Source organism: Streptomyces sp. NBC_01224, assembly GCF_036002945.1.
Classification (GTDB): Bacteria; Actinomycetota; Actinomycetes; order Streptomycetales; family Streptomycetaceae; genus Streptomyces.
Map to the genome: position 1 here is coordinate 2,875,854 of NZ_CP108529.1, position 26,319 is coordinate 2,902,172.

The window sequence follows — 26,319 nt, forward strand, 5'->3', positions numbered from 1 at the left end:
ACGGCGCGCGACCGGCTCACAGCGCGTGCCGCCGGCCGGGGCGCCCGCCCCGTTTCCGCCCCGTGGCGATCTCCCGCCTCATCCGCCTCCGGGGCCCCGAACGGATAGTCCGGGCACATCCGCCGCATAGGTAATGGCCGATTCCATCCCCTCGCTCGGTCTTGTGGCACTTCACACCAAGGGGAAAGCTGCCCAGTGGCGTCCGAAGGGGCGCCGGCGAGCCCCGCACACGCGGGGCGGCGCTCGGCGCACTCAGGTCGTCACAGATACGCCCGAGTAGTTAACACACCACCGGATTGGCCCCCCGAGAAGCATGGGAAGGCTTCTCCGGTACACAGCCCCAGTGCATCCCGGGACCACGCGAATGCCGCCCGAATGCAGCACGAATGCGAGGCACCTGCGGGACCGGTGTTCAGCCGGTTTACATCCGCGCAACACATCCGCACCCCAGCTATTCGAGTGCCATTCGAGTGAATGCGGACAGGAGCGGCCATGCCCACACCCCATCAGCCGTCAACGGAGCAGCTAGAAAGGACGGACCCCATCGGTCGCGGTGCGCGCATTTCGCCCTCCGCGGCCGCAGCGCGCCCCGTTCAGCCCGAGCCTCAGTCCCCAGGTGATTCCATGATCGGTCGCATTCCCGTCCTCGACGTCCGTCCCCTCGTCGACTGCGGCAGAAGGCCCGCCAAGGCCGTTACCGGAGAGACCTTCCAGGTCACCGCGACCGTCTTCCGCGAGGGTCATGACGCCGTCGCAGCCAATGTGGTCCTGCTGGATCCGAGCGGTCGCCCCGGTCCCTGGACGCCGATGCGCGAGCTCGCCCCCGGCACCGACCGCTGGGGCGCCGATGTCACCCCGGTCTCCGAGGGCCGCTGGACGTATACGGTCGAGGCCTGGAGCGACCCGGTCACCACCTGGCGCCGGCACGCCCTGATCAAGATCCCGGCGGGGATCGACACCGCGCTCGTCCTGGCGGAGGGCGCCGAGCTGTACGAGCGGGCCGCCGCGGGCGTACCCAAGCGGGACGGGCGCGAGGCGGTGCTGGACGCGACCGACGCGCTGCGCGACTGGTCCCGCCCGGCTGCCGCCCGGCTCGCCGCGGCACTGGTCCCCGAGGCGCAGGCCGCGCTCGACCGTCACCCGCTGCGCGAACTGGTCACCGCATCCCGCCCGCTTCCTCTGCTGGTCGAGCGCCGGCGGGCCCTGTTCGGCTCCTGGTACGAGCTCTTCCCCCGCTCGGAGGGCGCCAGGGTCGAACCGGCCGAACCGGCCGGGGCGAAGAAGAAGGGCAGGGCGGGGAAGCCGGGAAAGGCGGCGCAACGGCCGGCGAGGATCATCAGCGGCACCTTCCGTACGGCTGCCGAGCGGCTTCCCGCGGTCGCCGCCATGGGTTTCGACGTCGTCTATCTCCCGCCCGTCCACCCCATCGGAACCACCCACCGCAAGGGCCCCAACGACTCGCTGTCCCCCGCTCCCCACGACGTGGGGGTGCCCTGGGCGATCGGCTCGGCCGAGGGCGGTCACGACGCGGTCCATCCCGAGCTGGGCACCCTCGACGACTTCGATCATTTCGTCGAGACCGCCCGCACCCTGCGCATGGAGATCGCGCTGGATTTCGCACTCCAGTGTTCTCCCGACCATCCCTGGGTCGAGAAACACCCCGAGTGGTTCCACCATCGCGCCGACGGCACCATCGCCTACGCCGAGAATCCGCCGAAGAAATACCAGGACATCTATCCGATCGCCTTCGACAAGGATCTGCGCGGCCTGGTCAGGGAGACGTTGCGCATTCTGCGCTTCTGGATGGATCACGGGGTACGGATCTTCCGCGTCGACAATCCGCACACCAAACCGGTGATCTTCTGGGAGAAGGTGATCGCCGATATCAACCGGACCGACCCGGATGTGATCTTCCTGGCCGAGGCATTCACCCGGCCCGCAATGATGAAGACGCTCGCCGCCATCGGCTTCCAGCAGTCGTACACGTATTTCACCTGGCGCAACACCAGGCAGGAAATCACCGAGTACGTCACGGAGCTGTCGGGCGAATCCGCCTCCTGCATGCGGCCCAACTTCTTCGTGAACACCCCGGACATCCTGCCGGGATACCTCCAGGACGGGGGCCGTCCGGCCTTCGAGGCGCGGGCCGTTCTCGCCGCGACGCTCTCCCCGGCCTGGGGCGTGTACGCGGGGTACGAACTGTGCGAGAACACCCCGATCCGGCCCGGCAGCGAGGAGTACATCAACTCGGAGAAGTACGAAATCCGGCCCAGGGACTGGGAGTCGGCGGAGCGCGAGGGCCGTTCACTGGCTCCGCTCATCACCTCGCTCAATCGCATCAGGCGCCGCCACCCGGCGTTGCAGCAACTGCGCGATGTGCACTTCCACTCCGCGGACAACGACGCGTTGATCGCGTACAGCAAGCGTTCGGGTTCGAACACCGTTCTGGTGGTCGTCAACCTCGACCCGCACCACACCCAGGAGGCCACGGTCTCGTTGGACATGCCGCAACTCGGCCTCGACTGGCACGAGAGCGTGCCGGTGCGCGACGAGCTCACCGGCGATACCTATCACTGGGGCAGGACCTTCTATGTGCGTCTGGAGCCGGGCGTCACGCCCGCGCACATCGTCGTCCTGCGACCGTCCCCGCCGACCGGAGGGTCACCCACACCATGATCGTCAATGAGCCCGTCCACGACCTGTTCGAGGACACCCCGGCCAAGGACCGCGATCCCGACTGGTTCAAGCGTGCTGTTTTCTACGAGGTCCTCGTCAGGTCCTTCCAGGACTCCAACGGCGACGGCATCGGCGACCTCAAGGGCATCACCGCCAAGCTGGACTATCTGCAGTGGCTGGGCGTCGACTGCCTCTGGCTGCCGCCGTTCTTCAAGTCGCCGCTGCGCGACGGCGGCTACGACGTGTCCGACTACACCGCCGTGCTGCCGGAGTTCGGCGATCTGGCCGACTTCGTGGAGTTCGTCGACGCCGCGCACCAGCGCGGGATGCGCGTGATCATCGACTTCGTCATGAACCACACGAGCGATCAGCACGACTGGTTCCAGCAGTCCCGCACCGACCCGGACGGCCCGTACGGCGACTACTACGTCTGGGCCGACGACGACAAGCAGTTCCCGGACGCCCGGATCATCTTCGTCGACACGGAGACGTCCAACTGGACCTTCGACCCGGTGCGCAAGCAGTACTACTGGCACCGGTTCTTCTCCCACCAGCCCGATCTCAACTACGAGAACCCGGCGGTGCAGGAGGAGATCATCTCCGCGCTGCGCTTCTGGCTGGACCTCGGCATCGACGGATTCCGTGTGGACGCCGTGCCGTATCTCTACCAACGGGAGGGCACCAACTGCGAGAACCTCCCGGAGACGCATGACTTCCTGAAGCGGGTCCGCAAGGAGATCGACGCGAACTATCCGGACACGGTGCTGCTCGCCGAGGCCAATCAGTGGCCGGAGGACGTCGTCGACTACTTCGGCGAGTTCCAGGCCGGCGGCGACGAGTGCCACATGGCGTTCCACTTCCCTGTGATGCCACGGATCTTCATGGCCGTCCGGCGCGAGAGCCGCTACCCGGTCTCCGAAATCCTGGCGAAGACACCGGCGATCCCGAAGAACTGCCAGTGGGGAATCTTCCTGCGCAACCATGACGAGCTCACCCTCGAAATGGTCACGGACGAAGAACGCGACTACATGTACGCGGAGTACGCCAAGGATCCACGGATGCGGGCCAACATCGGTATCCGTCGGCGGCTGGCACCCCTGCTGGACAACGACCGCAACCAGATCGAGCTGTTCACGGCGCTGTTGCTGTCCCTGCCCGGCTCCCCGATCCTCTACTACGGTGACGAGATCGGGATGGGCGACAACATCTGGCTGGGCGACCGGGATGCCGTACGCACTCCGATGCAGTGGACGCCGGACCGGAACGCCGGGTTCTCCTCCAGTGATCCCGGGCGCCTCTACCTCCCCACGATCATGGATCCGGTCTACGGCTACCAAGTCACCAATGTCGAGGCGGCGATGGCCTCCCCGTCGTCGCTGCTGCACTGGACGCGACGGATGATCGAGATCCGTAAGCAGAACCACGCCTTCGGTCTCGGCTCGTTCAACGAACTGCCGTCGTCGAACCCGGCAGTGCTCGCCTTCACCCGGGAGCACGGGGACGATCTCGTGCTGTGCGTGCACAACTTCTCGCGGTTCGCGCAGCCGACGGAGCTGGATCTGAGTTCGTTCAACGGGCGTCATCCGGTGGAGCTGATCGGTGGGGTGCGCTTCCCCGCCATCGGTCAGTGGCCCTACCTGCTGACTCTCGCGGGACACGGGTTCTACTGGTTCCGGCTGCGGAAGGACGTATCACCGAGCTGATCCGGCGTCACCCACCTCCAACCGCGGGGCGGTTTCCGCCGCCCCGCACGGCGCACTCTCCCCCACAACGAGCACTTCCGGTCCCTTCCGGGTCCCATCTGGCGTTTCGATCCCTTCGAGTCGAGTCCGTACGGACCATCCTGACCCGACACGTCCCGCACAGCCGGACAGCTATTGCCGCAATCCGGGACACTCTTCGCATCCTGTGGTGTGCCCGGGGAAAGGACGCGATGCCATGTCGGAGGCTGCATCCACTCGGGTCGCCCTGACTGACAGCACAGCTCTACTCCCGTCTCTCGCCCCACTGCTGCACGAATGGCTGCCCCGGCAGCGGTGGTTCGCCGGCAAGGGCCGGCCGATCACCGCGTTCTCGCTGGTGTCGGCGACCGAGATACTGCCGGTGGGCACCGATTCCGTCGGCGGCCGCGCCGGGACCGGACTGCTCCATCTGCTGGTCCGGGTCCACCAGCCCTCCATGCCCGCGCAGTCGCCGGACGACTGCTACCAACTGCTGCTCGGCGTAAGGTCCGCGCTGCCGCCACGGCTGGCGTCCGCGCTCATCGGTCATGTGGCCAAAGGACCGCTCGCCGGCCGCACCGTCTACGAGGGACTGCACGACCCGCGCCTGGCCGAACTCCTGCTGGAACGGTTCCGTACTCCCGGCACCCTCGGCGCCCTGCGCTTCGACCGGGGCGGCGCCCCCATCGCCGCGGGGCTGGCGCCGCGTGTACTCGACACCGAGCAGTCCAACACCTCGCTCGTCTACGGCAACGCCTACATCCTCAAGATCTTCCGCCGGATCTTCCCGGGCACCAACCCCGATCTGGAACTGCCGCTCGCGCTCGCGCGCGAGGGCTGTGGACGGGTGCCTGCCCCCGTCGCCTGGTTCGAGGCCACCGCCCCGGGGCCGCTCACCCTCGGCGTCCTGCAGCCGTTCCTGCGCGGCGCGCAGGACGGCTGGCAGCTCGCCCTGCGCGCCCTCGCCTCGGGCCACGACTTCACCGTCGAGGCCCACGCGCTCGGCAGGGCCACCGCCGAGGTGCACACCGCGCTCGCCGCCGCCCTGCCTACGCCCGCCCTGCGCCGCTCCCAGACCGAGCATCTCGCCGCCGCGATGGTGCAGCGGCTGGAAGCCGCCGCGCAGGCGGTACCGGCGCTCGTGCCGTACGTCCCCGGGCTGCGTACCGCCTTCGACGCTGTCGCCGCGCTGGGTCACCGGGGTCACAACTGGGCGGCCCAGCGGGTCCACGGCGATCTCCATCTCGGCCAGACGCTGCGCGCGGCCGACGGTTTCTGGTCACTGATCGACTTCGAGGGCGAACCGGCCAGACCACTGCCCGAGCGCCGCCGTCCGCAGCCGCCGGTACGCGACATCGCCGGCATGCTCCGCTCCTTCGACTACGCGGCCCGCTCGCACCGCCCGTGGAACGCCGAGTGGGCGGCACGCTGCCGGACCGCCTACTGCGAGGGGTATGCCAAGGCCTCGGGCGTCGACCCGCGCAGCGAACCGGAGCTCTTGCGCGCCCACGAGACCGACAAGGCGGTGTACGAGGTGCTGTACGAGGCACGGCACCGGCCCGACTGGCTTCCGGTTCCGATGGCGGCGATCCAGCGGCTGGCCGCCGTCGCCGACTGACGGCCCGGGTGCTGTCGCCCGTCAGCGGACCCGCCGTCGTCGCACCGCACCACCGCCCGTCCCCGTCCCGCCCTGCCTCGTCCGTCCCCGCTGTTCCGCCCTGTTCGGTCCTGTTCCGCCCTGTTCCGCCCCGACAACACCCTCCGAGGAGGCTGTCCCCGTGACCGCCCGCAAAACGCCCGCCGCCACCGAGGTCCCCCAAGTCCCTCTGCTCACACCGGCCGAGACGGCACCTCCCGCGCCCCCGGCGGAGGTGGCCACCCCGCCCTCCCCGCAACCGGCCGCCCCGGCCAAGAGGATGAAGCCGACGGGCCGGCGAGCCACCGGAACCGGTGACGGTGCCGCTCCGCCACGTCCCCGCGGGGGCACCGGCGGCCAGGGAGTGCGGCAGGCGCGCCCCCTCGCCGACGGCGACCGGGGCCGGCTGCTCGCCGGTGAGCACCATGCCCCGCACGACCTGCTCGGCGCCCACATGGTCCGCGGCGGTGTGACCTTCCGGGTGCTGCGCCCGTACGCGCGGTCCGTGACCGTGCTCGCCAAGGGGCTGCGGGCGCAACTGCACGACGACGGCGACGGCCTCTTCTCCGGGCTGCTGCCGATGCCCTCACTCCCCGAGTACCAGCTCCTGGTCGGCTACGAGGACAACGAGATCGAGGTGCAGGATCCGTACCGTTTCCTGCCCGCGCTCGGCGATCTCGATCTGCATCTGATCGGCGAGGGACGCCACGAGGAGCTGTGGACCGCCCTCGGCGCTCAGCCCATGGAACACCAGGGGGTCGCGGGGACCCGGTTCACCGTCTGGGCCCCCGACGCCCGCGGCGTGCGGGTCGTCGGGGACTTCAACTACTGGGACGGCACCGGCTTCCCGATGCGTTCGCTCGGCTCCAGCGGGGTGTGGGAACTGTTCCTGCCCGCGATCGGGGAGGGCGCGCTCTACAAGTTCGACATCTGCCGCCCGGACGGTTCGCACACCACACGCGCCGACCCGATGGCCCGCCGTACCGAAGTACCGCCCTCCACTGCCTCGATCGTGACGGCCTCGCACCATGAGTGGCAGGACCAGGAGTGGATGGCGCACCGTGGGGACCTACCGGTGCACGAGGCGCCGTTCTCCGTGTACGAGGTGCATCTTCCGTCCTGGCGGCCGGGACTCACGTACCGCCAGCTTGCTTCCCAACTCCCCACGTATGTAAGGGATCTGGGGTTCACGCATGTGGAGCTGATGCCGGTCTCCGAGCATCCCTTCGGCGGTTCCTGGGGCTATCAGGTCACCGGTTTCTACGCGCCGACGTCACGCATGGGCACACCGGACGACTTCCGTCTCCTCGTCGATGCGCTGCACCGGGCCGGTATCGGCGTCATCGTCGACTGGGTTCCCGCGCACTTCCCGCGCGACGACTGGGCGCTCGCGGAGTTCGACGGCCGCCCGCTGTACGAGCACTCGGACCCGTCACGGGCGGCGCATCCGGACTGGGGCACGCTGGAGTTCGACTACGGGCGCAAGGAGGTGCGCAACTTCCTTGTCGCCAATGCCACTTACTGGTGCGAGGAGTTCCACATCGATGGGCTGCGGGTCGACGCCGTCGCCTCGATGCTCTATCTCGACTACTCGCGCGAGGACGGGGAATGGTCCCCGAACGAGCGCGGCGGCCGGGAGAACCTGGATGCCGTCGCCTTCCTCCAGGAAATGAACGCAACCGTCTACCGGCGCAATCCGGGCGTCGTCACCATCGCCGAGGAGTCCACCGCCTGGAACGGTGTCACCCGCGCCACCCACCACGTCGGCCCCGACGGCTTCGGCGGGCTCGGCTTCGGGCTGAAGTGGAACATGGGCTGGATGCACGACTCCTTGCAGTACGTGTCGAAGGAGCCGGTGCACCGCAAGTACCACCACGACGAGATGACCTTCTCGATGGTGTACGCGTACAGCGAGAACTACGTCCTGCCGATCTCGCACGACGAGGTGGTGCACGGAAAGCAGGCACTGGTCAGCAAGATGCCCGGCGACTGGTGGCAGCGGCGCGCCAACCACCGGGCGTACCTCGGCTTCATGTGGGCCCATCCCGGCAAGCAACTCCTCTTCATGGGGCAGGAGTTCGCCCAGGGCTCGGAGTGGTCGGAGGGGCACGGTCCGGATTGGTGGCTGCTCGACCCTTCGTACGAGGCGGAGAGCGACCACCGGGGCGTACGCACCTTGGTCGGCGACCTGAACGCGGTGTACCGCGCCACCCCCGCGCTCTGGCAGCGCGACACCGTCCCGGCGGGCTTCGACTGGGTGGACGGCGGTGCGGCCGAGGACAACGCCTTCGCCTTCCTGCGCTACGACGCGCACGGCTCGCCGCTTCTCGCCGTCAGCAATTTCTCCCCTGTGGTGCGGCACGACTACCGCATCGGCGTCCCGGACGTCCTCGGTGATCAGGCGGCGTGGGCGGAGGTCCTCAACACGGACGCCGCGCGGTACGGCGGCAGCGACGTACACCATCCCGGGCCACTGAAGCCCGATTCGGTGGCCGCGCACGGCCGGCCCGGCAGCATCCTGCTGACGCTGCCGCCGCTGGCGACGGTCTGGCTGAAGCCGGTCTGAGTCCACCCGTGGGGCCCGCGGCCGGCTCCGGGCTGCGGGTCCACCACCATGCCCGCTCAGCCGGCGAGCGCCTCGACCGTGCTCGCCCATGAATCGGCGCCGTGCCCCTTGGCGATCGCACGGTCGGAGACGGCCTTGATCGCCTCCAGCTGAGATGTGTCCAGCCCCCTGCTGCGGGACGCGTGCAGCAGGTGATCGACACCGGCGGTCATCATGGCGAGGTTGGCACCCGCGCCGTTGTACTCCTTCGCGTCGATGTCGGCCGCCGTCCCGGCCACGATGGGCGGCAGGATGTTCACGATGGTCTGCAGATACGGGGCGATGGCTGCGGCGGGGATGCTCTCGGCCCCGGCCAGGGCGAAGGCGTGGACCAGCCCCGCCATGCTGCCGTAGAAGAAGTCCAGCATCGCCATGTCGTACGCGGCCGCGAGGGCGTGATCCGGCCCCAGGAACGGGGCGCCCGCGCCGAGCGCCTTGAGCACCGCCTCGTACCTGTCGTACGCGGACTGCGACCCGGCGTAGAAGATCAGCGCCTCCGGCCCGCCGATCACCTCGACCGGCACCATGATCGCGCCCGCCAGATAGTCGAGCGCATGGGTGTCCGCCCAGGCCGCGGAGGTGCGGGCGCGGTCCGGGGTGTCCGAGGTGAGGTCGACAAGGACGCGTCCGGCGAGCGCGTCCGTCAGCGGATCCAGGATCTGCCGCGAGGCCTCGTGGTCGACAACACAGGTGATCACCAACTCACTTGCCCGTACGGCCTCTTCGGCCGATCCGGCCCGGACAGCCCCCCGGGCGACGAGCTTTTCACCCTTGCCCGGAGAGCGGTTCCAGATGGTGGTGCGATGGCCGGCGTCCAGGAGGGCGCCGGCGAGTGCCTGGCCCATGGCGCCGAGGCCGATGACGGTGACGGTGACGGTGACGTCGACAGGTGCGGACGGGCTGTTCGTATGCGTGGTCATACACAGCATGGTCATCGCGGTGGATGCACCCGCCAAGAACCCACTTATTTCTCAGATACCCACCAAAAGGAAAGCATCCAGGCCAGCCGGGACTCGGGGCACACAGGCCGCCTTCGATCCTGAACCGGCATGCAGCATTATGTGGGCGTGATCACCATTCATCTGAAATACGAGATCGACGCCGACAAGCTTGAGGACTTCGAGGAATACGGCCGCCGCTGGGTCGGGCTCGTCAACCGTTTCGGCGGGACGCACCACGGCTACTTCCTGCCGAGTGAGGGCGACAGCGACATCGCGTACGCCCTCTTCTCCTTTCCCAGTCTCGCCGCGTACGAGCAGTACCGCACGGACAGCATGTCCGACCCGGAGTGCCAGGATGCCTTCGAACTGGCTCGTAACACCCGCTGTATCAAGCGGTACGAGCGCCGCTTCCTGCGGCCGCTCGACGTCGCGTCCTAAGGGCTGTCCCGTAAGTGGGTTCCGTGGTCGGTGGGGTTCAGAGGAAGACCAGCGGAACGTCCTTCTCGATGCAGAGTCGCAGGACGCCCACCAGTTGGCGGGCGTCCTCGACGTGCCGCTGGAGGAGTTGATCGCCGTCCTCCTGTGCCCACTGATCGGTGATCGCCTCCAACCGGACCAGAATCGACGCGCACTCGGCAGGCGAGAGGTCGTCGCCGCCGTCGTCCGGATGATCGAGGAGTGGCTCCAGAGCGGTAGACACCTCGCTCCACGAGCGCTCGCCGCCGAAGCCCCACATCTCGGAGAGGACGAACCCCTCGGTCTCGGCCAGACGCCGCCGGAACGCGGCAAAGCTGCCGTAGGACCAGGAGACATCCGGGCTGCTGGTGTCTCCGTCGCGCGGGAAAAGAACCAGCCCCATGTGCCCTCCCTGCTTGCCGAGCACCCAGAATCGAGGAGATGGGGCAGCGTCGGCAACTGAGATGATCTCGGTGTGGCTGGTGTGATCACGGCGTCGGAGCCGTCCTGGATAGCCCCGTTCACCGGGCTGAGCCCGCGCGCCTTCGGAAAGCTGGTGACGGTTCTGCGGCGCAAGGGTGCGGACGCGGTCCGCAAGGGCCGGCCATGGAGCCTGCCGCTGGAGGACCGGGCCCTGCTGGTCGCCACCTACTGGCGCACGAACCTGACCATGCGCCAGCTCGACCCGCTGTTCGGGGTGTCCAAGTCTGCGGCGGACCGGATCATCGACGACATCGGGCCGATGCTCGCGCTCCAGCCCCGCAAGCGTTTCGCCAAGGACACCGTGCTCATCGTGGACGGCACTCTGGTCCCCACCAGGGATCACACCATCGCCGCACAGTCGAAGAACTACCGATACTCAACCAACCACCAGGTCGTCATCGACGCCGACACCCGCCTGGTCGTCGTGGTCGGCCGGCCTCTCGCCGGGAACCGCAACGACTGCAAGGCGTGGGAAGAATCCGGTGCCAAGGCCGCCGTCGGCAGGACCATGACGATCGCCGACGGCGGCTACCCGGGCACCGGTCTCGTTATGCCCCACCGACGCCGCAGAGACGAAGACCTGCCCGAGTGGAAACAAGCCCACAACACGTCCCACAAACAGGTCCGCGCCCGCATCGAGCACGTTTTCACCCGCATGAAGACCTGGAAGACCCTCCGCGACTGCCGCCTCAAAGGCGACGGAGTCCACCACGCCGTGCTCGGTATTGCGCGCATGCACAACCTCAGCCTCGCCGGATAGACGAGCGGCCGGAGTGACCACCGACCACGCCACACCCGGTGGAAGGTCATTTACGGGACAGCCCTTAGGCCAGGGGCTGGGCTTGGACGACTGCCCCGAATGCCAAGACATGGCCGTGAAATTCTTCGACGCAAATCGCCGTGGACTTGCCGCCCGACGGCACGGGCGAGAAGGCTGACAGACGACCCAGGGACCTCATCACGGGTCCATCCACGTTCGCCAAGGCCTGGTGATCAGCTCACGGTACGTATGGTGGGAGGGATTGCGCCCCGAGTGCGAGAGAGCCCATCCCTGCGGGGCGCCCCAGTCCTCCGCTGTAGCCGAGGTCTCTCCGCAGACGACGCACAGCATGGCGTACGTCTGCGGTTCGGCATCCGGTTCCTGGTTCGGCGCGAGGGTCCACTGGACATGCCTCACGATGGCCCGGGGCCCGCTCATGCTCCGCGCCTGGATTCGGCATTGAGAGCAGCGAGGCGAACGGTCAGCTCCTGGCGCGAGGAGAGCATCTCGATGCCGTCCGGCTCGGCCTCCCACGACAGTCCGCCGCTGATCGGGCGGAGCTGGATGAGCCCGCCGATGGTGCCCATCACGACGCCGAAGCGATCGGTCTTCGTGTCCTTGACTACCGCCCCGATCCGGGGCCCGGCCTGCTGGTTGTTCGCCATGCCGAAGACGCTATGCGGGCACAATGTGCCGAACCAGACACGGTCTGTGGCATTCTCCCGGCCGCCGAGAAGGATGCACCACGCTCCGTAGTAACTACCCGGCGATGCCCAGGTGAACTGCCATGTCACGCATATCTGCTGTGAGGGTACGCTTCCGTCCGGCCAGAATGTCGCCCATGATGTAGCGGGCCATCTGCTGGTGCCTGAGCCACTCGGGAGAAGCCCTCCTGATGGTGTTCAGCTCGTCCATGGCATCCTGGTGGGAGCCGAGCATCGCGTGGGCCCTGGCGACGTCGAGACGGTGCCGGTCCCAGTTGTTCGCGCTCGGCCGCCCGAACTTCTTCAGCGCCTTGCGGCTCAGAGTTCCCTCATCGGCCCGGCTAAGCACTCCGCGGGCGTCACCGATGAGGGAGAGATCCTCGATCGCCTTCATCTCGGCCGTGACGGGCCCGAAGGTGGTCCAGTGCTCCTGGAAGTCGATGTGCTCGACGTCCAGGGCCGAGGCTGCGGTCGCGGTCATGCGCCGGGCTTCCTTGGCAACCTCAGGACGGTTGTTCCGCATCGCCGCAGCGGCTACGCGCTGACACAGCTCCCCCCAGACGGCGAGCTGGCCCGGCAAGGCGTTGGACATACGCGGCTCCACCTCGGCGGCCGTGACGGTGGCGAGGTGTTCGACTTCGTCGAACCTGTCCTGCCGCAGAAGGAGCCAGCCCATACCGACGACCCCGGTGGCCGCAAGGAGAGTCCGGCCGGTCTCCCTCGCGTCCCTGATGCCGTGTGACAGGGCGTGGTAGGCCATGTCGTAGCGCCGAACCTGGGTGAGGTACTTGCCCGTCAGGAGGAAGGCACTGGCCCTGACCATGATGGCTCTCTGTCGCGGCTCCCCCGCGTCGCTGAGCACGACGGCGGCCTCGGCGGCGCGAAGGATGCCCGGCAGGCGCTTTGCGACGGAGTCGTAACGGTCGGCTTGGTACAGGGCGTGCGAGTCGTCGATGTCCCGCCGGATGGAAGCGAGGCCGACTGCCCCTTCAGGTTCTACGAGAACCTCGGAGAGACCGACCGGCGGCATGAGCGCGCGGCGTAGTTCCATGAGGCGGACGCTGTCACCTTCGTCCCCACGGACAGGCTCGGGAGCTGCGGTCTCGAAGAGGCTGGATGTGGTGGTGCCAAGTGCCCTGGCGAGTATGTGAAGTGTCTCGACCCGCACACTTCCACCTTGCTCGGCTTTTCGAACGACCCCCAGAGAAAGACCCGCCTGCTCGGCGAGCTGTTCCTGGCTCAGGCCGGCGCGACGCCGGAAGTTACGAATGTTCTCGGACAGCGGCATGGGATCACCTCCCTTTCAGCGTAAGCCCGTTGGGATCGGCGAGAGGACGACGTCCGTCAATTGGTCGTCGGTGGGTGAGAAGCCGTACTTCAGGCAGATGGCGGAGACGACAGTCCGCGGGCCATGCCGACGGGGCGCCGTTCAAGGAACGGCGCAGCAATTCAGTGAGCCAATTCCAACCTCACGCCGACCTGGCGAGATGGAGGGCGAGTACGGCACTGACCAGGTCTGTGATCCAGTTGGTGCTGCACCGTAGTTCGCGAAGGAGACGCCGGGGCGCACGGTCGTGGCATGCGCCATCCTCAGCGTGTCTTCAGGCCGCGGTCTTCGAGTTCGTCCGCGCACTCCTCCGGCACCGCCACGTCCGTGACTGTGCTCTGGTACGCAGGGTTCGCGGACGGGTTGAGCGCTTCCTGCTGCTCGTGCTTGGCCTCGGCGCGGGCTTGTTCGATGGCGTCGGCGATCTCCTGGCAGTCGACGGCGTACGTGTCTGTCGGCGTCGGCTCCTCGGCGGGGGACACCGGCTTGTCCGTGTACGGCTCGGCGTTGAGGGCGGAGGTGGCGGCGATGCCGACCAGGCACAGCCCCGCCCAGGCGGCAATGATCTGCCGGCGGGCGCTCAAGAGCCGGCCATTCCGACCGTTGGGCCAACGGCGTTGATCACGGTGGAGGTGAGCATCGCGGTACACGCGGCCTTCATCGGAGCCCTTTCTCAAGGGGTCGGTGCAGTGAGCTGTTTCCGACCTGATTGCCAGCGAACCGAGTTGACGCCGAGCCGAGCGCGGGAAGGGACGAAGCGCCTGGTAGATGGGTTGTCGACCCAGATCAACCTGTCCGCCCGGAGCATCGCGTGCTTGTCTACCCACCAGGGCTCGATCTGTCCAGTTCCACCCTTCGAGTCCTGTCCGGTCTGCTCAGCGCCCGGCGTCGCGAACGGCCAACTCCTCGATCAAAGCGCCGAGATGTGCGCGGAAGATGCCGGTGAAGGCGGCATGGGACAAGGCCGCGCGGGCCCACTTCTTGGTCACACTCGAAGAACTCATACGGCCGTCCCCCGTTACGGCTTGGGTTTCCTCACATCTCGCGAATCCGACATCGCACGAGCAGACACAATGAGCCGAAACGTTGATCGCCATCGGGGGTGGGCACGTGTCGCTGAGAACGAAATCAGTCTGGCCAACACAATGCGGCCTACTGGTCGCAAGGTTGCGAAATACCACGACCGGGCGGTGGCCACGTCTGGCTCCGCCGGTCGAACAGCGCTGCCCCGCGGCTCGGAATCCGAGTTCCGGGCTTCGAGGGTCGGGGTTCGAGCTCCGGGATCGGCTGGTTCACTCTTTCGTGGATACGAGGAGAGGGCTGGGTCCGACGCTTGAGCTTCGGGATCCGGGCGTCGGAATCCGGGCCCCGGGATTCGAGCGCTCTTGGTCAACCGGTAGGCGAAAGAAGGGGGTTGGGCAAACCTCCCCGTCCTCCCTGACCCGCCACGGCCAGCAAGTACGACTAATCTTGACCAGCTTGCGGCGCGCTGGTGCGGCTGCTTACGGTGCCCCCAACGAACGACCCCGACGCGGTGTTGGAAGCACCAGGCCGGGGTCTCACCCCAAGATCGAACGAGAGCGATCCTGTGGCTACCGAGAACCTTAGCCCTGCCCTGCATACGCCCGCATCCTCACACCCGTACGCGAAAGCCAGCCGCGGCTATGGCAAGCGGTCCGCACCCGACCAACGCCCCGCGCGCGCCGACGACTTCATGCTGCTGCCCGAGCGGGAGCGGTACATCGCCGGGTACGTCGACCATCTGCCCGAAGGTGCGGCCATGGACATCAAGTCGCTGGCCAAGAGCATCCCCCTGTACGGGCAGATGGCCGTCGGCAGCGCCCTCAGGGCCCTGGGAGTGGCCGGTCACCTGCGGCACGCTCAGTGCCGGGTCGAGCAGCGCGGCCAGGTCCGCTGGGTCACCCGCACCTTCTGGTCCCGCACTGCCAGGGACAATGAATGGTGGGGCGCCTTCCTGGACGCCGAGAACGACCGGGCCCCCCAGGAAGCAGCCGCAACCACCGCTCCCCCGCCGCCGCTCCGGGTCCCCGCGGAAGCACCCGCTCCCCAAGCCGGGGCACAACCGCCGACCCCGGCCCCCGTGACACCGGCCGAGCCCGCAGCGCAGCCCGCCTCGACCGGTCCCGTACCCGTCGTACCGCAGCAGCGAACCCCCGAACCGGCCCTGGGGCAGCCCTCGCCCGCGTACCTCGCCCTGGCCCGACTTGGCCGGCTCGAACCGCGCCTGGCCCTCTCGGCCGCCGACTGCGCCATCCTGGAACCACTGGCCACCCAGTGGTTCGCCCGGGGCGTGGACGCCAACTACCTCACCCACGCCCTCACCTCCGGCCTCCCCACCCGGGTCGACTCCCCCATCGGCTTCGTACGCCGCCGCCTCAACGACAAGATCCCACCCGACCTGCCCACCACCCGGACACCGGCCATGCCGGGTACTCCCGTCCGGCGCCTGATGGTGGAATGCACCGAATGCGGCACACCCGGCCCATCCGAAGCACTCCCCGACGGCCTCTGCCGCCCCTGCCGCAAACCCGACCCGGACCCCGCAAGCGAGCAGGCCACCGGAGCCAACGCCGAACGCAACGTCGGCAGCCTCGTCGCCGAACTCCGGGGCATGCTCAAACACCCCTGACACGACGGCCTCGCAGACGACCGGACCACGCGCATCCGGGCGGTGCGCGACCCCGAGAAGCTCCGGCCGTCGACCGTGCAGCACGGCCCTGGGGCGGGGCCCGGCCGACCAAGGACACCAGGCGCCTGGCGCCTGGCGCCCTGGCCCCGTCACCCTCCGGGAGCAAAGGGCCTCCGACCAGGGCGCGCAATTGCAACATCAGGGCCTCCTGGCGCGCTCGACGGTCTTCGACAACCCCGAGCCGCACCAGAGGCCCTGTCTCCATGCCCACCCGGACCCAACACCAGCCGACCGAGCCGCCGCACTCGACCCCACGATCACCATGATGGGCACGACACCGGCTCCTGGCCAGGGCGTGTATCGAGTGCAGCCGGGGGTCGCTCGTAGCGCACAACCACACCTCGACTACCGGTGCACCACTGCTCCCCCGGCAAGCTCACCGGTCAGGCACCCCACCCACTTCTATTGACCGCCTGGTCAACTGAGATACATTGACCGCATGGTCAATAGCGTTGCAAGAGATGAGCTCGGGTCGGCATCGCTCGCGAGGGTGAAGCGACTGGTAACCGCCTACGTGTTAGTGGCCTTGGGCACGCTGGTGGCCCTGGCCGTCCTGGCGGTGGCGGCACCGCATCTGGCGACCGACGAGGCATGGGGGCACGCCGTGATCGTCGCCGTGTTCGCGATCGTGCTGCCCGTGCGAACGCACGCCGCACTCAAAGGGAGTCCCTCCGGCCTTCGTGCACTCACCGTCATCGGGTGTGTCCTGCTGGTGGTGAATCTCGTCGAGGCCGCGCTGCCTGGCGTCTTCCCTGCGTGGATGCGCGGAGAGATGCTCGTCATCGCCGCGATGATGCTGACCCTTGCGATCCTGTCAATCCGGGTTCGCCGGAGCAGCCGGCCAGTCGCCGATGACCGGGCCAATGATCCACAGTGACGGCATGACCACTTCGTCCTCACACACCACAAGGCCGGGTGCACGTCGGCAGCGGCTCGACGAGAATCAACGCCGGGCACAAATCATGACCGCAGCCGTGGAGGAGCTCGCCGACTGCGGCTACGACGGCCTGTCGTTGACTCGCGTTGCCGAGCGGGCCGGCGTATCCAAGGGCCTCATCTGGCACTACTTCGCCGACAAGGACGACCTGATGGAGTCCACTGCCAGGGCGACGATGACTACCATCCGCGACCGCATCGCGGACTCGCTCGACCTGACCGAGCCCGTCCCGGACATCATGCGCGCAGCCCTACGCCGAGCTGCGGCCTTGACCGCCACCCACCAGGGAGAACTCACCGCGCTCAACCACATCGTTCACAACCTGCGTCACCCCGATGGCACGCCGCGCCTGACGTCTGACGCCTACGAAGAGACCTACCAAGCACAGGAATCGCTGTTCCGACGCGGCCAAGCCGAGGGAACCCTGCGCGACTTCGACACCCGCGTGATGGCCATCACCTACCAAGGGGCGATCGGCGTGATGATCGGATACCTCGGAACCAAGCACCCCCACATCGACCCTGACGACTACGCCGACAAACTCGCGGACATCTTGCTCGCCGGCATCCAGCAAAATTGATCCTGGTGGCGCAACCCAGGATTCAGCGAGCCATCTCACGACATCTCGTTGAACGGCACGAACGCGATGCGTTGTTCAGCGCAGATGTGCAGGAACTCCTTCTGGGCTGGACGGGGTGCCCACGCCTGCACGATGAGCGTGCCAAGGTTCTCCGGGGCGGGTGCCTCCAGCGCCTGTCGTCGGGTGGCGTCGAGGAACCGGCGCCAGGCCACGGTGACCAGCCAGCCCTTCGGGTCCCGCGGCTGGCCGGCCGGCCAGACGCGTACGGCCTTGACGAGCGCGTCCTGCACGGCGTCCTCGGCCGCCGCGAAGTCGGCTCCGCGGCGGACGAGGACAGTGAGCACGCTCGGCGTGAGGCTCCTGAGCAGGGCCTCGTTCATCTGGGAGGTCACTCCGTGATGGTGGGCGGCGCGGCCAGGAACGGGCGCACCTCCAGCCACTCGTGGATCGGCTTCCCGCCCGCCCCGGGGGCGGCCGACAGTTCCCCGGCCAGTTCGATGGCGCGCTCGTAGCTGTCGACGTCGATCACCATCCAGCCGGCGATGAGGTCCTTGGTCTCGGCGAACGGACCGTCGGTGACCGGCGGGCGCCCCTCGCCGTCGTACCGGACCCACGCTCCCTCGGGGGCGAGCGCCTGACCGTCGACGAACTCGCCTGTCTTCTCCAGCCGGGCCGCGAAGTCGTTCATGTACTGCACGTGCGCCGAGATCTCCTCCGGCGTCCACTGGTCCATACACACGTCGTTCACCGGAGCCGGGGCGCCGCGGTAGTGCTTGAGCAGCAAGTACTTGGCCATCGTGTTTCTCCTCGATGCTGATGCGACCCATTCTCGTCGCGTCCACTGCGAGGACGGAGCCGGCCACAGGTTCTCGACATCGCCGTGCGAAATCGACGTCCGAATTTTTTTGCTCGCGTAGATGAGCCTCGGTGAGCCGGACCGATGAGTTGTTCGGCGTGGAGGGCATGCACGCCCTCGACGCCCCGCCTCACACCGTCTCGAACACGTCCTCCAGTTCCTGGAGCAGCCTGCGCTTGGGCCGGGCCCCCACCATCGACTTCACCGGTTCGCCGGAGCGGAACACCATCAGGGTCGGCGTCGACAGCACCGCGTACCGGCTCGCGATCCCCGGGCTGGTGTCGACGTCGAGCTGGACGATCTTGATGCGCTCGGCCTCCTCGGCGGCAACGGCGCTGAGCACGGGGGCGAGCTGGCGGCACGGGCCGCACCAGTCGGCGGTGAACTCGACCAGTACGGGAAGGTCGGCCGCCAGCACCTCCGCGTCGAAGGTGGTGTCCGTGACCTCGGCCACGCCCTCTGCTGCATGAATCATCTGTCATCCTCCCAGTTCACAACGTGGTTCCGGGCCACCGGGAAGCTCTGCCGCGGCCTCCACCTCGGCCCTCGCGAGCTGTGCGCCCACCTGGACGCGTACCGCCTGGAGCTGCTCGATGAGCGAGTCGAGCTCGCCGAGCTTGCGCCGGTAGACGGCGAGCGAGGCGGGGCAGGCGTCACCGGCCGGGTGGCCGGCGCGCAGGCACTCGACGAACGGCCGGGTCTCCTCCAGTTCGAAGCCGAAGTCCTGGAGGGTCCTGATCTGCTGGACCAGACGCAGATCGTCCTCGTCGTACGCCCGGTACCCGTTTCCGGCCCGCCGCGCAGGCAGCAGTCCGCGTGACTCGTAGTACCGCAGAGTCCGCGTGGTCGTCCCGGCCCGTTCGGCCAGCTCCCCGATTCGCATGTCTTCGACCGTAAACCTTTACGCGGACGTCAAGGCAAGCACGAAGGGCCGTCGCGGGAGCTCCCGCGACGGCCCTGTCCGTGCTGACGGCGTAGGCCGACCACAGCCAACCGAAACTGCGCCCCAACCGCACGCGCATCCGACCCCCTCGCGACAACCGATGTTCGGGGCTCCGAATCACACCGGCCGCACCGTCGCGGGATCAAACAACCGACTCCCGAGCGAGCCACAACCATCAGTTGTGCACAACTATGCTGGATCAATGGATACCGAGGTGGTGCGATCGTTCGTCCGCGCGGCCGAGCTCGGACAGCTGCAACACGCTGCCGACGAGCTCGGCGTAACGCAACAGGCCGTGTCGAAGCGGATCGCAACCCTCGAACGCGAACTCGACGTCCGGTTGTTCACCCGCACCGCCCGAGGGGTCGAGCTGACACTCGACGGCCAAGCTTTCCTCCCGCACGCCCGGAACATCATCACGGGTGTCGATCGCGCCATCACCGCGATCAGACCGGGCTCGCGGTCCCTTCGGATCGACGTTCTCGGCCTGCGATCCGCACAGGCCGTCATCCTGCACGACTATTGGCGGTCTCATCCCGAAACCGACCTCGACGTGGTGACCCTCAGGGTCAACGACCCGCGCGTGGCGGTCGCCGCCGTCCAAGCAGGCGATATCGACGCCTCGTTCCGCTCGGTCACCGACCCGGCCACACTGCCGCGCGACGTGCAAATGATCCACGCGTTCCACTCCCCGCTGGAACTCGTCGTCGGCCCGAGGCACCCGCTCGCCTCCGCACGAACACTGACACCATCCCAGCTGCGCCGGCACCGGATCTGGGTGCCGGGTATCGCGCCGCGAAGCGAATGGGCAGAGTTCTACGATCAGCTCGCCACCGACTTCGATCTCCGCATTGACGCCGCGGGCCCGAACTTCGGCAACGAGGTACTCCTCGACATCCTCGCGGACTCCGCGGACGTGGCAACCCTCGTCGGCTCGCGCGACCGGTACATCTGGCCGCCGAACTACGACCTACGCCGCATCCCGATCGCGAATCCGACGCTCGCATACCCGCTCTCGCTCATCTTCCCCCGAGCGAATCCGCACCCAGGACTGCGGGCAATCATCAACCACTTCGGAAGCCTGGCACCGCTCCCCGAGACAACCTGGCTCCCATCCTGGGCAACGACACCACGCCGCAGCGACGGAAACATCGAACACACCCGACGCTGACGGTCGCTTCCAGCAGCACATTGCCGGCGCGACCGGCCGAACGCACCCTTAGCCAATGCGACTCGACCGGCCGCTGCCGGCAACACCTGGCTAGGCCTTGGCCACGGCGTGCTCCTGGTCGCCGTCCCGCGGCTCCGGAACGTTGTCCGCGCCGTCGCCGTGCTCCGCGTCCTGGGTGAGCGTCTTCTCGTCGAACGGGATGGAGCCGGCCAGTACCCGGTCGACCCGTTCCCTGTCGATCTCCTTGGTCCAGGTGCCGATGAGCAGCGTGGCGACGGCGTTGCCCGCAAAGTTGGTGAGGGCGCGAGCCTCGCTCATGAAGCGGTCGATGCCGATGATCAGGCCGACGCCGTCGACCAGAGCGGGCTTGTGCGACTGGAGCCCGCTCGCCAGCACGGCGATACCGGAACCGGAGACACCGGCCGCACCCTTGGAGGCGATCATCATGAAGAGGAGGAGCGAGATCTGCTCGCCCAGCGCCAGCGGCTGGCCCATCGAGTCGGCGATGAACAGCGACGCCATGGTCAGGTAGATCATCGTGCCGTCGAGGTTGAACGAGTACCCGGTGGGCACGGTGATGCCGACGACCGGGCGGCTGACACCCAGGTGCTCCATCTTCGCGATGAGGCGCGGCAGCGCCGACTCGGAGGAGGACGTGGAGAGGATCAGCAGGAACTCGCGGCCCAGGTACTTGAGGAGCTGGAAGAGGTTCACCCCGGTCACCAGGCGCAGCAGTGTGCCGAGCACCAGGACCACGAACAGGATGCAGGTGATGTAGAAGCCCAGCATGATCGTGGCGAGCGCCTTGAGCGCCTCCACGCCGGTCTCGCCGATGACGGCGGCCATCGCGCCGAACGCGCCCACCGGGGCCGCCCACATGATCATGGACAGGACGCGGAAGACCAGCTTCTGGATGTGCTCGACCCCGCGCAGCACCGGCTCACCGGCCGTGCCCATGGCCTGCAGCGCGAAGCCGGCGAGCAGCGCGACCAGCAGGGTCTGGAGCACCGAGCCACCGGTGAAGGCCGACACGAAGGTGGTCGGGATGATGCCGAGCAGGAAGTCGACCGGCCCTTCGGCGGCGCCGTCCGCCGCCGTGTGGCCGACATCCTTCACCGACTGCGTGAGGTGCATGCCGTCGCCGGGGTGCAGCACGTTGCCGACGATCAGGCCGATCGCCAGTGCGACCACCGACATGACCATGAAGTAGCCGAGCGCCAGACCGCCTACCTTGCCGACCTTGGCGGCCTTGCGCACCGATCCGACGCCCAGCACGATCGTGCAGAAGATGATGGGCGAGATCATCATCTTGATGAGGTTGACGAAGCCGGTACCGATCGGCTTGAGCTCGACGGCGAAGTCCGGGGCCGCGAAGCCCACGAGGATGCCGAGGCCCACGGCCGCGATCACGGCGAGATACAGGTAATGCGTACGGTCCCGCTTGGCGGCTACCACTCCCACGGGGGTTCTCCTCGGCTCGTCCGGGTCGCTCCCCCGTCCCTGGGGGGCTTGGTGACTATCCCGCCCCCCTGTGACGGTGGTCACTGTTACGTGCATTTCGTTCATATGTTTTCGGCCAGGCAGACTGGGGCCATGCGTCTCCCCCGCCCCCGTACCCGCCCTCGCAGCCTGGCCGGCCAGCTCTTCGCCATGCAGGTGGTGCTGGTGGCGGCCGTGGTGGCGGGGTGTGCGTTCTTCGCCTACGCCTCCGGCAGCGCACAGGCGAAGGAGACCGCGACCCGGCAGGTCAGGACGGCGGCGCTGGCGATCGCCGACTCGCCGTCCGTACGGGAGGCGATCCGTACCCCGGACCCGTCCGCCGCGCTCCAGCCGTACGCGGAGAAGGTCCGCAAGGACACCGGGATCGCCTTCGTCACGATCATGAGCCCGGACCGGATCCGCTGGACGCACCCCGACGCGGACCAGATCGGGGAGCCCTTCCTCGGCCACACCGCACGGGCGCTGCGCGGCGAGACATTCGCGGAGACGTACACCGGCACGCTCGGCCCTTCTATCCGGGTCGTCACCCCGATCCGGGACGGCGGCAGGATCACCGGTCTGGTCAGCGCGGGCATCACGGTCGAGCGGGTCTCCTCGCAGGTGCGGGCGCAGCTCGGGGCGCTGGGGCTGGCGGCGGGCGGGGCGCTGGCGCTCGGCGGCATCGGCACGTATGTGATCAACGCCCGGCTCCGGCGGCACACGCACGGCATGAACGCCGCCGAGCTGAGCCGAATGCACGACTACCACCAGGCCACGCTGCACGCAGTGCGCGAGGGGCTGCTGATGCTCGACGGGCGGCGCAGGATCGCGCTGATCAACGACGCGGGCCGGGAGCTGCTCGGGCTGGAACCGGGTGCGGTCGGGCGCAGGGTCGCCGACCTCGATCTGCCGGCGCCGCTGACCGGTGCGCTGCTCGCCTCCGAGGAGCGGGTCGACGAGCTGCATCTGACGGCGGACCGGGTGATCGTGGTCAACACGCGCCCGGTGGTGGGCGGGGAGCAGCGCGGTACGGTCGTGACGCTGCGCGACCACACGGAACTTCAGGCGCTGTCCGGTGAGTTGGACTCGGAACGGGGGTTCACCCAGGCGTTGCGTTCGCAGGCGCACGAGGCGGCGAACCGGCTGCACACGGTCGTCTCGCTGATCGAGCTCGGCCGGGCCGAGGAGGCGGTGGGTTTCGCAACAGCGGAACTGGAGCTGGCCCAGGCCCTGACCGACCGGGTGGTGGGCGCCGTCGCCGAACCGGTGCTGGCGGCGCTGCTGCTCGGCAAGGCGGCGCAGGCGAACGAACGGGGGGTGGAGCTGGTGCTCGCGGACGACAGCCTGATCGACGACGGCGCCCTGCCCGCGACCCTGCCGCCCCGGGACCTGGTGACGATCCTCGGCAATCTGATCGACAACGCGGTGGACGCGGCGTCGGAGGCGGTGACCGATACGCCGGGCCCCGGAGCCGTGCCCGGCCGGCGGCAAGCGGTGCCGGGGAGGGCCGCCCGCGCCCGGGTCACCGTCACCGCGCTCGCCGGGGAGGGCGAGCTGCTGCTGCGGGTCGCCGACACCGGGCCCGGGATCGATCCGGACGACGCCGCCGAGGTGTTCGACCGGGGCTGGTCGACGCACGGCGCGGGCCGGGGGATCGGGCTGGCCCTCGTACAGCAGGCGGTGCATCGCAACGCCGGCACGGTGGCGCTGGACCGCGGCCCGGACGGCGGTGCCCGGTTCACGGTGCGGCTGCCGCTGGCCGGCGGCAACCGCACGACGCACACCACGAAGGAGGCCACCGCATGATCCAGGTGCTGGTCGTCGAGGACGATCCCGTCGCCGCGGACGCCCATCAGCTGTACGTGGGCCGCGTCCCCGGATTCACCGTGGCCGCGGTCGCGCACTCGCGCGCGGAGGCGGTGCGGGCGCTGGACCGTACGCCGGTCGATCTGCTGCTCCTGGATCTGTATCTGCCCGACGGGCACGGTCTGCAGCTGCTGCGATCGCTGCGTGCGGCCGGGCACTCGGCGGATGTCATCGCTGTGACGTCGGCGCGTGATCTGGCGGTGGTCCGGGAAGGGGTGTCGCTCGGTGTCGTCCAGTACGTGCTGAAGCCGTTCACCTTCGCCACCCTGCGCGACCGGCTCGTCCGCTACGCCGAGTTCCGCGCGGCAGCCGGTGAGGCGAGCGGTCAGGACGAGGTGGACCGGGCGCTGGGCGCACTGCGCGCGCCACAGCCGACCCGGCTGCCGAAAGGGCTGAGCGGCCCGACGCTGGAGGCCGTCACCCGCGCCCTGCGGGCCGCCCCGGACGGAGTGACGGCGGGCGCGACCGGGGTGGAGCTGGGCATCTCGCGGATCACCGCGCGCCGCTATCTGGAACATCTGGTGACGGTGGGGCGCGCGGTACGCAGCCCGCAGTACGGTCAGATCGGGCGCCCGGAGCTGCACTACCGGTGGGTGTCCCAGGGGCGCTGACCCCGTACGGCACTAGGACGTTCCTACGAGCCGTGATATCGGCGGAACACACCGTAGTCAGACCGCGTGTCGACTTCTACGGTGGGGCCGTGCACCCCTCCCCGCCCTTCAACGCCCCCGCCGCGCGTCGACTCCGCGAGGCCCTGGGGATGCTTCCGGGCCATGTCGCCTATGGTCTCGGAGCCCAGTACGGGCTCCGTGTCAGCGCCGAGACGGTGGCCGCCTGGGAGCGCGGGCTCGCTGTCCCGAGCGAGTACGAACTCACGGCGCTGGCCGGGGTGTTGTGGTGCTCGCCGGGCGAACTTCTGACCGCCGCGCGCACCCTGCGGGAGCACCGGGTGGCCCGGGAGCTGGCCGTCGATGAGCTGGCGCGTCTGCTGGGACTGACCGCCTCCGCGTATCTGCGGATGGAGGAGGCGGGGCGCTGGCGCGGCAACGAACGCCAGTCCGCGGTGCTCAGTGAGGTACTGGGGCTGACGGCCGCCGGGGTCGTGACGGTGTCGGGCCGGGACGAGGAGCTGGCGGAGCTGTTGCGCAGCGCGGTGACGACGCGCTGGCAGGCCCATGTCCGGCCGGTGGCGAAGCTGGTGCCGCTGGAGCGCGGGTTCCTGCAGGACGTACTGGAACAGCTGCACGCCGACTACCAGGCGTTGATGGTGTCGACACTGAGCTGGAACAGTACGGGTACGGAGCGGGCCGGGTCGACGGGCGATGCGGGGCGGGAGTTCCTGGCGCAGATCGTGGAACGGTTCTGGCAGACGGCGGGGGTGCAGGGGACGAGCGTCTGAGCCACCGGACCTCCGGTGGCCGTGCTGTTCTCAGCCGCCGGCCGCGTCCGAGGCCACCGGGTCGAAGGAGAACAGGCTTCCCCGGTCCACCCCGTCGCAGCCCATCTGCACCATCTCGGCGTCGCGCTTGCTGCTGCCCGCCTTGGCGCCGACGCACAGGTGGGTGTGGGCGGGGCGGATCCGGTAGCCCTTGACGGGATGGCCTTGCGGCTCGATCCAGAACGCCTCCGCGGAGCCGCGCTTGCCGCACTCCTGGTCCTGCATCAAGGCTCCGGCCTCCCGCATCCCGTCCCAGATACCTGTGCAGCCGAGGCCGAAGTCCGGGTGGTCGGTCACAATCCGCCAGACGTCGTCGCCCAGGGGTCTCAGGGAGAAGGCCGGGATCGTCTCCTCGTCGCACGGCACCTGGTAGATCCGGCCGCTGTCGGTTCCCCGCTTCTCGGAGAGGCAGAGCCCGGAGTGGACGGACCGGATCTGCACCGTCCGCCCCGCCACGGGTCCGGCAACAGAGGAGGGTCCCGGCTGTTCGTCGCGTACGAGGAGGGCGACGGTCACCGCGGCGGCGGCAAGCACCAGGAGGGAGACGGCCGCCACCAGGAAGGTCCGGAACCGCCCACGGGCAGGGTGCGGTCCGGCGGGCGGCCCTGCGGCCGGCTCGGGTGACCGCAGGGCCGGCGCACCCGGGGCCTCCCCGGCCTCCTCCTCCGTACCGGCCTCCTCCTCGCCGGCATCACCCGCGCCGGCCCGCTGCCCGTGCACGGCGAGTTCCTTGCGTACGCCGAGCCAGTCCTCGATCTCCGTGGGCCCGCAGCCGCAGGCCCGCACGAAAGCGGCGAGGAGCTCTTCGCGCGGGACCGACGTACGCCCGAGCATGTTGGCGATCGTGGAGCGCGGCAGGATGTCCCCGACCGCGTCAGCCCGCAGCGTCAGCTCGCGGAACGTCAGACCGGACGCGTCCTTGAGCACCCGTAACAGGGCGATGAACTCGGCCGCGCTCCGCGCCTCCCGAGGATCCGGAGCCCTGCCCTCGACGACCATGTGCTGTGTCCCTCCCCTGGGATCCGTGCCC

The 26,319-nt window shown here is 68.7% G+C and carries 25 protein-coding genes and 2 pseudogenes; 13 read left to right on the forward strand and 14 right to left on the reverse strand.

What is annotated here, in order from left to right; translation table 11 throughout:
• Positions 1–624: 624 nt before the first annotated feature.
• From OG609_RS12220 to glgB, 4 genes are all read left to right on the forward strand, one after another.
• On the forward strand, positions 625–2,676 hold the full coding sequence (locus OG609_RS12220) for an alpha-1,4-glucan--maltose-1-phosphate maltosyltransferase (RefSeq protein ID WP_327272830.1): 2,052 nt from the start codon (positions 625–627) through the stop codon (positions 2,674–2,676).
• On the forward strand, positions 2,673–4,379 hold the full coding sequence (treS, locus tag OG609_RS12225; RefSeq protein WP_327272831.1) for a maltose alpha-D-glucosyltransferase: 1,707 nt from the start codon (positions 2,673–2,675) through the stop codon (positions 4,377–4,379). The genes OG609_RS12220 and treS overlap by 4 nt, the downstream gene beginning before the upstream one ends.
• A 235-nt stretch (positions 4,380–4,614) precedes the next feature.
• On the forward strand, positions 4,615–6,015 hold the full coding sequence (locus OG609_RS12230; protein ID WP_327272832.1) for a maltokinase N-terminal cap-like domain-containing protein: 1,401 nt from the start codon (positions 4,615–4,617) through the stop codon (positions 6,013–6,015).
• Between the two features lie 160 nt (positions 6,016–6,175).
• Positions 6,176–8,599 carry a 1,4-alpha-glucan branching enzyme gene (gene glgB, locus OG609_RS12235; protein WP_327272833.1) on the forward strand — a complete coding sequence of 808 codons (2,424 nt, stop codon included), beginning with the start codon at positions 6,176–6,178 and terminating at the stop codon, positions 8,597–8,599.
• 56 nt (positions 8,600–8,655) lie between these two features.
• Here glgB and OG609_RS12240 read toward each other — a convergent pair whose 3' ends face one another.
• The gene (locus OG609_RS12240; RefSeq protein ID WP_327272834.1) at positions 8,656–9,558 is read right to left on the reverse strand and encodes an NAD(P)-dependent oxidoreductase; all 903 of its coding nucleotides are present in this window, start codon (positions 9,556–9,558) and stop codon (positions 8,656–8,658) included.
• Between the two features lie 147 nt (positions 9,559–9,705).
• Here OG609_RS12240 and OG609_RS12245 point away from each other — a divergent pair, with 147 nt between their 5' ends.
• On the forward strand, positions 9,706–10,017 hold the full coding sequence (locus tag OG609_RS12245; protein ID WP_327278023.1) for an NIPSNAP family protein: 312 nt from the start codon (positions 9,706–9,708) through the stop codon (positions 10,015–10,017).
• A gap of 37 nt (positions 10,018–10,054) precedes the next feature.
• Here the strand turns inward: OG609_RS12245 and OG609_RS12250 are convergent, their stop codons facing one another.
• Positions 10,055–10,438 (reverse strand): hypothetical protein, encoded by a 384-nt coding sequence (locus OG609_RS12250; RefSeq protein ID WP_327272835.1) that lies wholly within the window; start codon positions 10,436–10,438, stop codon positions 10,055–10,057.
• A gap of 72 nt (positions 10,439–10,510) precedes the next feature.
• Between OG609_RS12250 and OG609_RS12255 the strand changes: the two genes are divergently transcribed.
• Positions 10,511–11,278 (forward strand): transposase, encoded by a 768-nt coding sequence (locus OG609_RS12255; RefSeq protein WP_327272836.1) that lies wholly within the window; start codon positions 10,511–10,513, stop codon positions 11,276–11,278.
• 198 nt (positions 11,279–11,476) lie between these two features.
• Here the strand turns inward: OG609_RS12255 and OG609_RS12260 are convergent, their stop codons facing one another.
• From OG609_RS12260 to OG609_RS12290, 6 genes and pseudogenes are all read right to left on the reverse strand, one after another.
• Complete coding sequence (locus OG609_RS12260; protein WP_327272837.1) at positions 11,477–11,716, reverse strand: DUF7848 domain-containing protein; 240 nt, start codon at positions 11,714–11,716, stop codon at positions 11,477–11,479.
• Positions 11,713–11,943 carry a hypothetical protein gene (locus tag OG609_RS12265; protein WP_327272838.1) on the reverse strand — a complete coding sequence of 77 codons (231 nt, stop codon included), beginning with the start codon at positions 11,941–11,943 and terminating at the stop codon, positions 11,713–11,715. Before OG609_RS12265 ends, OG609_RS12260 begins: the two co-directional genes overlap by 4 nt.
• 94 nt (positions 11,944–12,037) lie before the next feature.
• Positions 12,038–13,270 (reverse strand): helix-turn-helix domain-containing protein, encoded by a 1,233-nt coding sequence (locus OG609_RS12270; RefSeq protein WP_327272839.1) that lies wholly within the window; start codon positions 13,268–13,270, stop codon positions 12,038–12,040.
• Between the two features lie 181 nt (positions 13,271–13,451).
• Positions 13,452–13,541 (reverse strand): annotated as a pseudogene (locus tag OG609_RS12275) (IS5/IS1182 family transposase); the annotation flags it as partial.
• 31 nt (positions 13,542–13,572) lie between these two features.
• Positions 13,573–13,893 (reverse strand): hypothetical protein, encoded by a 321-nt coding sequence (locus OG609_RS12280; RefSeq protein ID WP_327272840.1) that lies wholly within the window; start codon positions 13,891–13,893, stop codon positions 13,573–13,575.
• 291 nt (positions 13,894–14,184) lie between these two features.
• The gene (locus OG609_RS12290) at positions 14,185–14,313 is read right to left on the reverse strand and encodes a hypothetical protein (RefSeq protein ID WP_327278410.1); all 129 of its coding nucleotides are present in this window, start codon (positions 14,311–14,313) and stop codon (positions 14,185–14,187) included.
• Between the two features lie 584 nt (positions 14,314–14,897).
• Between OG609_RS12290 and OG609_RS12295 the strand changes: the two genes are divergently transcribed.
• The 3 genes from OG609_RS12295 to OG609_RS12305 all read left to right on the forward strand — a co-directional run bounded on the left by OG609_RS12295 (position 14,898) and on the right by OG609_RS12305 (position 17,536).
• Positions 14,898–15,959: a MarR family transcriptional regulator gene (locus tag OG609_RS12295; RefSeq protein ID WP_327272841.1), complete on the forward strand. Its 1,062-nt coding sequence runs from the start codon at positions 14,898–14,900 to the stop codon at positions 15,957–15,959.
• 499 nt (positions 15,960–16,458) lie between these two features.
• Positions 16,459–16,896 (forward strand): hypothetical protein, encoded by a 438-nt coding sequence (locus OG609_RS12300; RefSeq protein WP_327272843.1) that lies wholly within the window; start codon positions 16,459–16,461, stop codon positions 16,894–16,896.
• A gap of 4 nt (positions 16,897–16,900) precedes the next feature.
• Positions 16,901–17,536: a TetR/AcrR family transcriptional regulator gene (locus OG609_RS12305; protein ID WP_327272844.1), complete on the forward strand. Its 636-nt coding sequence runs from the start codon at positions 16,901–16,903 to the stop codon at positions 17,534–17,536.
• Between the two features lie 170 nt (positions 17,537–17,706).
• Here the strand turns inward: OG609_RS12305 and OG609_RS12310 are convergent.
• The 4 genes and pseudogenes from OG609_RS12310 to OG609_RS12325 all read right to left on the reverse strand — a co-directional run.
• Positions 17,707–17,916: pseudogene (locus OG609_RS12310) on the reverse strand (sigma factor); the annotation flags it as partial.
• Between the two features lie 8 nt (positions 17,917–17,924).
• Positions 17,925–18,332 (reverse strand): YciI family protein, encoded by a 408-nt coding sequence (locus OG609_RS12315; RefSeq protein ID WP_327270928.1) that lies wholly within the window; start codon positions 18,330–18,332, stop codon positions 17,925–17,927.
• A 190-nt stretch (positions 18,333–18,522) separates the two neighbouring features.
• Positions 18,523–18,867 carry a thioredoxin gene (gene trxA, locus OG609_RS12320; RefSeq protein WP_327272845.1) on the reverse strand — a complete coding sequence of 115 codons (345 nt, stop codon included), beginning with the start codon at positions 18,865–18,867 and terminating at the stop codon, positions 18,523–18,525.
• Positions 18,868–18,870: 3 nt separating this feature from the next.
• Complete coding sequence (locus tag OG609_RS12325; protein WP_327272846.1) at positions 18,871–19,275, reverse strand: MerR family transcriptional regulator; 405 nt, start codon at positions 19,273–19,275, stop codon at positions 18,871–18,873.
• 262 nt (positions 19,276–19,537) lie between these two features.
• On the opposite strand from OG609_RS12325, the gene OG609_RS12330 reads away from it, so the two are divergent.
• Positions 19,538–20,506 (forward strand): LysR family transcriptional regulator, encoded by a 969-nt coding sequence (locus OG609_RS12330; protein WP_327272847.1) that lies wholly within the window; start codon positions 19,538–19,540, stop codon positions 20,504–20,506.
• Between the two features lie 90 nt (positions 20,507–20,596).
• Here the strand turns inward: OG609_RS12330 and OG609_RS12335 are convergent, their stop codons facing one another.
• Positions 20,597–22,063, reverse strand: a complete 1,467-nt coding sequence (locus OG609_RS12335; RefSeq protein ID WP_382897209.1) for a cation:dicarboxylate symporter family transporter — start codon at positions 22,061–22,063, stop codon at positions 20,597–20,599.
• 36 nt (positions 22,064–22,099) lie between these two features.
• Here OG609_RS12335 and OG609_RS12340 point away from each other — a divergent pair, with 36 nt between their 5' ends.
• From OG609_RS12340 to OG609_RS12350, 3 genes are all read left to right on the forward strand, one after another.
• Complete coding sequence (locus tag OG609_RS12340; protein WP_327272849.1) at positions 22,100–23,791, forward strand: sensor histidine kinase; 1,692 nt, start codon at positions 22,100–22,102, stop codon at positions 23,789–23,791.
• Entirely contained in the window at positions 23,788–24,462 is a 675-nt protein-coding gene (locus tag OG609_RS12345) for a response regulator (protein ID WP_327272850.1), read from the forward strand. The genes OG609_RS12340 and OG609_RS12345 overlap by 4 nt, the downstream gene beginning before the upstream one ends.
• Positions 24,463–24,611: 149 nt before the next feature.
• Entirely contained in the window at positions 24,612–25,250 is a 639-nt protein-coding gene (locus OG609_RS12350) for an XRE family transcriptional regulator (protein ID WP_327278024.1), read from the forward strand.
• 30 nt (positions 25,251–25,280) lie between these two features.
• Here OG609_RS12350 and OG609_RS12355 read toward each other — a convergent pair whose 3' ends face one another.
• On the reverse strand, positions 25,281–26,288 hold the full coding sequence (locus OG609_RS12355; protein WP_327272851.1) for a helix-turn-helix domain-containing protein: 1,008 nt from the start codon (positions 26,286–26,288) through the stop codon (positions 25,281–25,283).
• Between the last annotated feature and the right edge of the window lie 31 nt (positions 26,289–26,319).

Excerpts from the sequence above, each read along its gene's own strand:
- OG609_RS12350 (WP_327278024.1), top strand. The coding sequence starts at position 24,612 with ATGCTTCCGGGCCATGTCGCCTATGGTCTCGGAGCCCAGTACGGGCTC.
- OG609_RS12340 (WP_327272849.1), top strand. The coding sequence starts at position 22,100 with ATGCGTCTCCCCCGCCCCCGTACCCGCCCTCGCAGCCTGGCCGGCCAG.
- OG609_RS12270 (WP_327272839.1), bottom strand. The coding sequence starts at position 13,270 with ATGCCGCTGTCCGAGAACATTCGTAACTTCCGGCGTCGCGCCGGCCTG.
- OG609_RS12240 (WP_327272834.1), bottom strand. The coding sequence starts at position 9,558 with ATGACCACGCATACGAACAGCCCGTCCGCACCTGTCGACGTCACCGTC.
- OG609_RS12300 (WP_327272843.1), top strand. The coding sequence starts at position 16,459 with ATGGTCAATAGCGTTGCAAGAGATGAGCTCGGGTCGGCATCGCTCGCG.
- trxA (WP_327272845.1), bottom strand. The coding sequence starts at position 18,867 with ATGATTCATGCAGCAGAGGGCGTGGCCGAGGTCACGGACACCACCTTC.
- OG609_RS12325 (WP_327272846.1), bottom strand. The coding sequence starts at position 19,275 with ATGCGAATCGGGGAGCTGGCCGAACGGGCCGGGACGACCACGCGGACT.
- OG609_RS12315 (WP_327270928.1), bottom strand. The coding sequence starts at position 18,332 with ATGGCCAAGTACTTGCTGCTCAAGCACTACCGCGGCGCCCCGGCTCCG.
- OG609_RS12305 (WP_327272844.1), top strand. The coding sequence starts at position 16,901 with ATGACCACTTCGTCCTCACACACCACAAGGCCGGGTGCACGTCGGCAG.
- OG609_RS12260 (WP_327272837.1), bottom strand. The coding sequence starts at position 11,716 with ATGAGCGGGCCCCGGGCCATCGTGAGGCATGTCCAGTGGACCCTCGCG.
- OG609_RS12230 (WP_327272832.1), top strand. The coding sequence starts at position 4,615 with ATGTCGGAGGCTGCATCCACTCGGGTCGCCCTGACTGACAGCACAGCT.
- OG609_RS12250 (WP_327272835.1), bottom strand. The coding sequence starts at position 10,438 with ATGGGGCTGGTTCTTTTCCCGCGCGACGGAGACACCAGCAGCCCGGAT.
- OG609_RS12330 (WP_327272847.1), top strand. The coding sequence starts at position 19,538 with ATGGATACCGAGGTGGTGCGATCGTTCGTCCGCGCGGCCGAGCTCGGA.
- OG609_RS12335 (WP_382897209.1), bottom strand. The coding sequence starts at position 22,063 with ATGCACGTAACAGTGACCACCGTCACAGGGGGGCGGGATAGTCACCAA.
- treS (WP_327272831.1), top strand. The coding sequence starts at position 2,673 with ATGATCGTCAATGAGCCCGTCCACGACCTGTTCGAGGACACCCCGGCC.
- OG609_RS12355 (WP_327272851.1), bottom strand. The coding sequence starts at position 26,288 with ATGGTCGTCGAGGGCAGGGCTCCGGATCCTCGGGAGGCGCGGAGCGCG.
- OG609_RS12220 (WP_327272830.1), top strand. The coding sequence starts at position 625 with ATGATCGGTCGCATTCCCGTCCTCGACGTCCGTCCCCTCGTCGACTGC.
- OG609_RS12345 (WP_327272850.1), top strand. The coding sequence starts at position 23,788 with ATGATCCAGGTGCTGGTCGTCGAGGACGATCCCGTCGCCGCGGACGCC.
- OG609_RS12265 (WP_327272838.1), bottom strand. The coding sequence starts at position 11,943 with ATGGCGAACAACCAGCAGGCCGGGCCCCGGATCGGGGCGGTAGTCAAG.
- OG609_RS12290 (WP_327278410.1), bottom strand. The coding sequence starts at position 14,313 with ATGAGTTCTTCGAGTGTGACCAAGAAGTGGGCCCGCGCGGCCTTGTCC.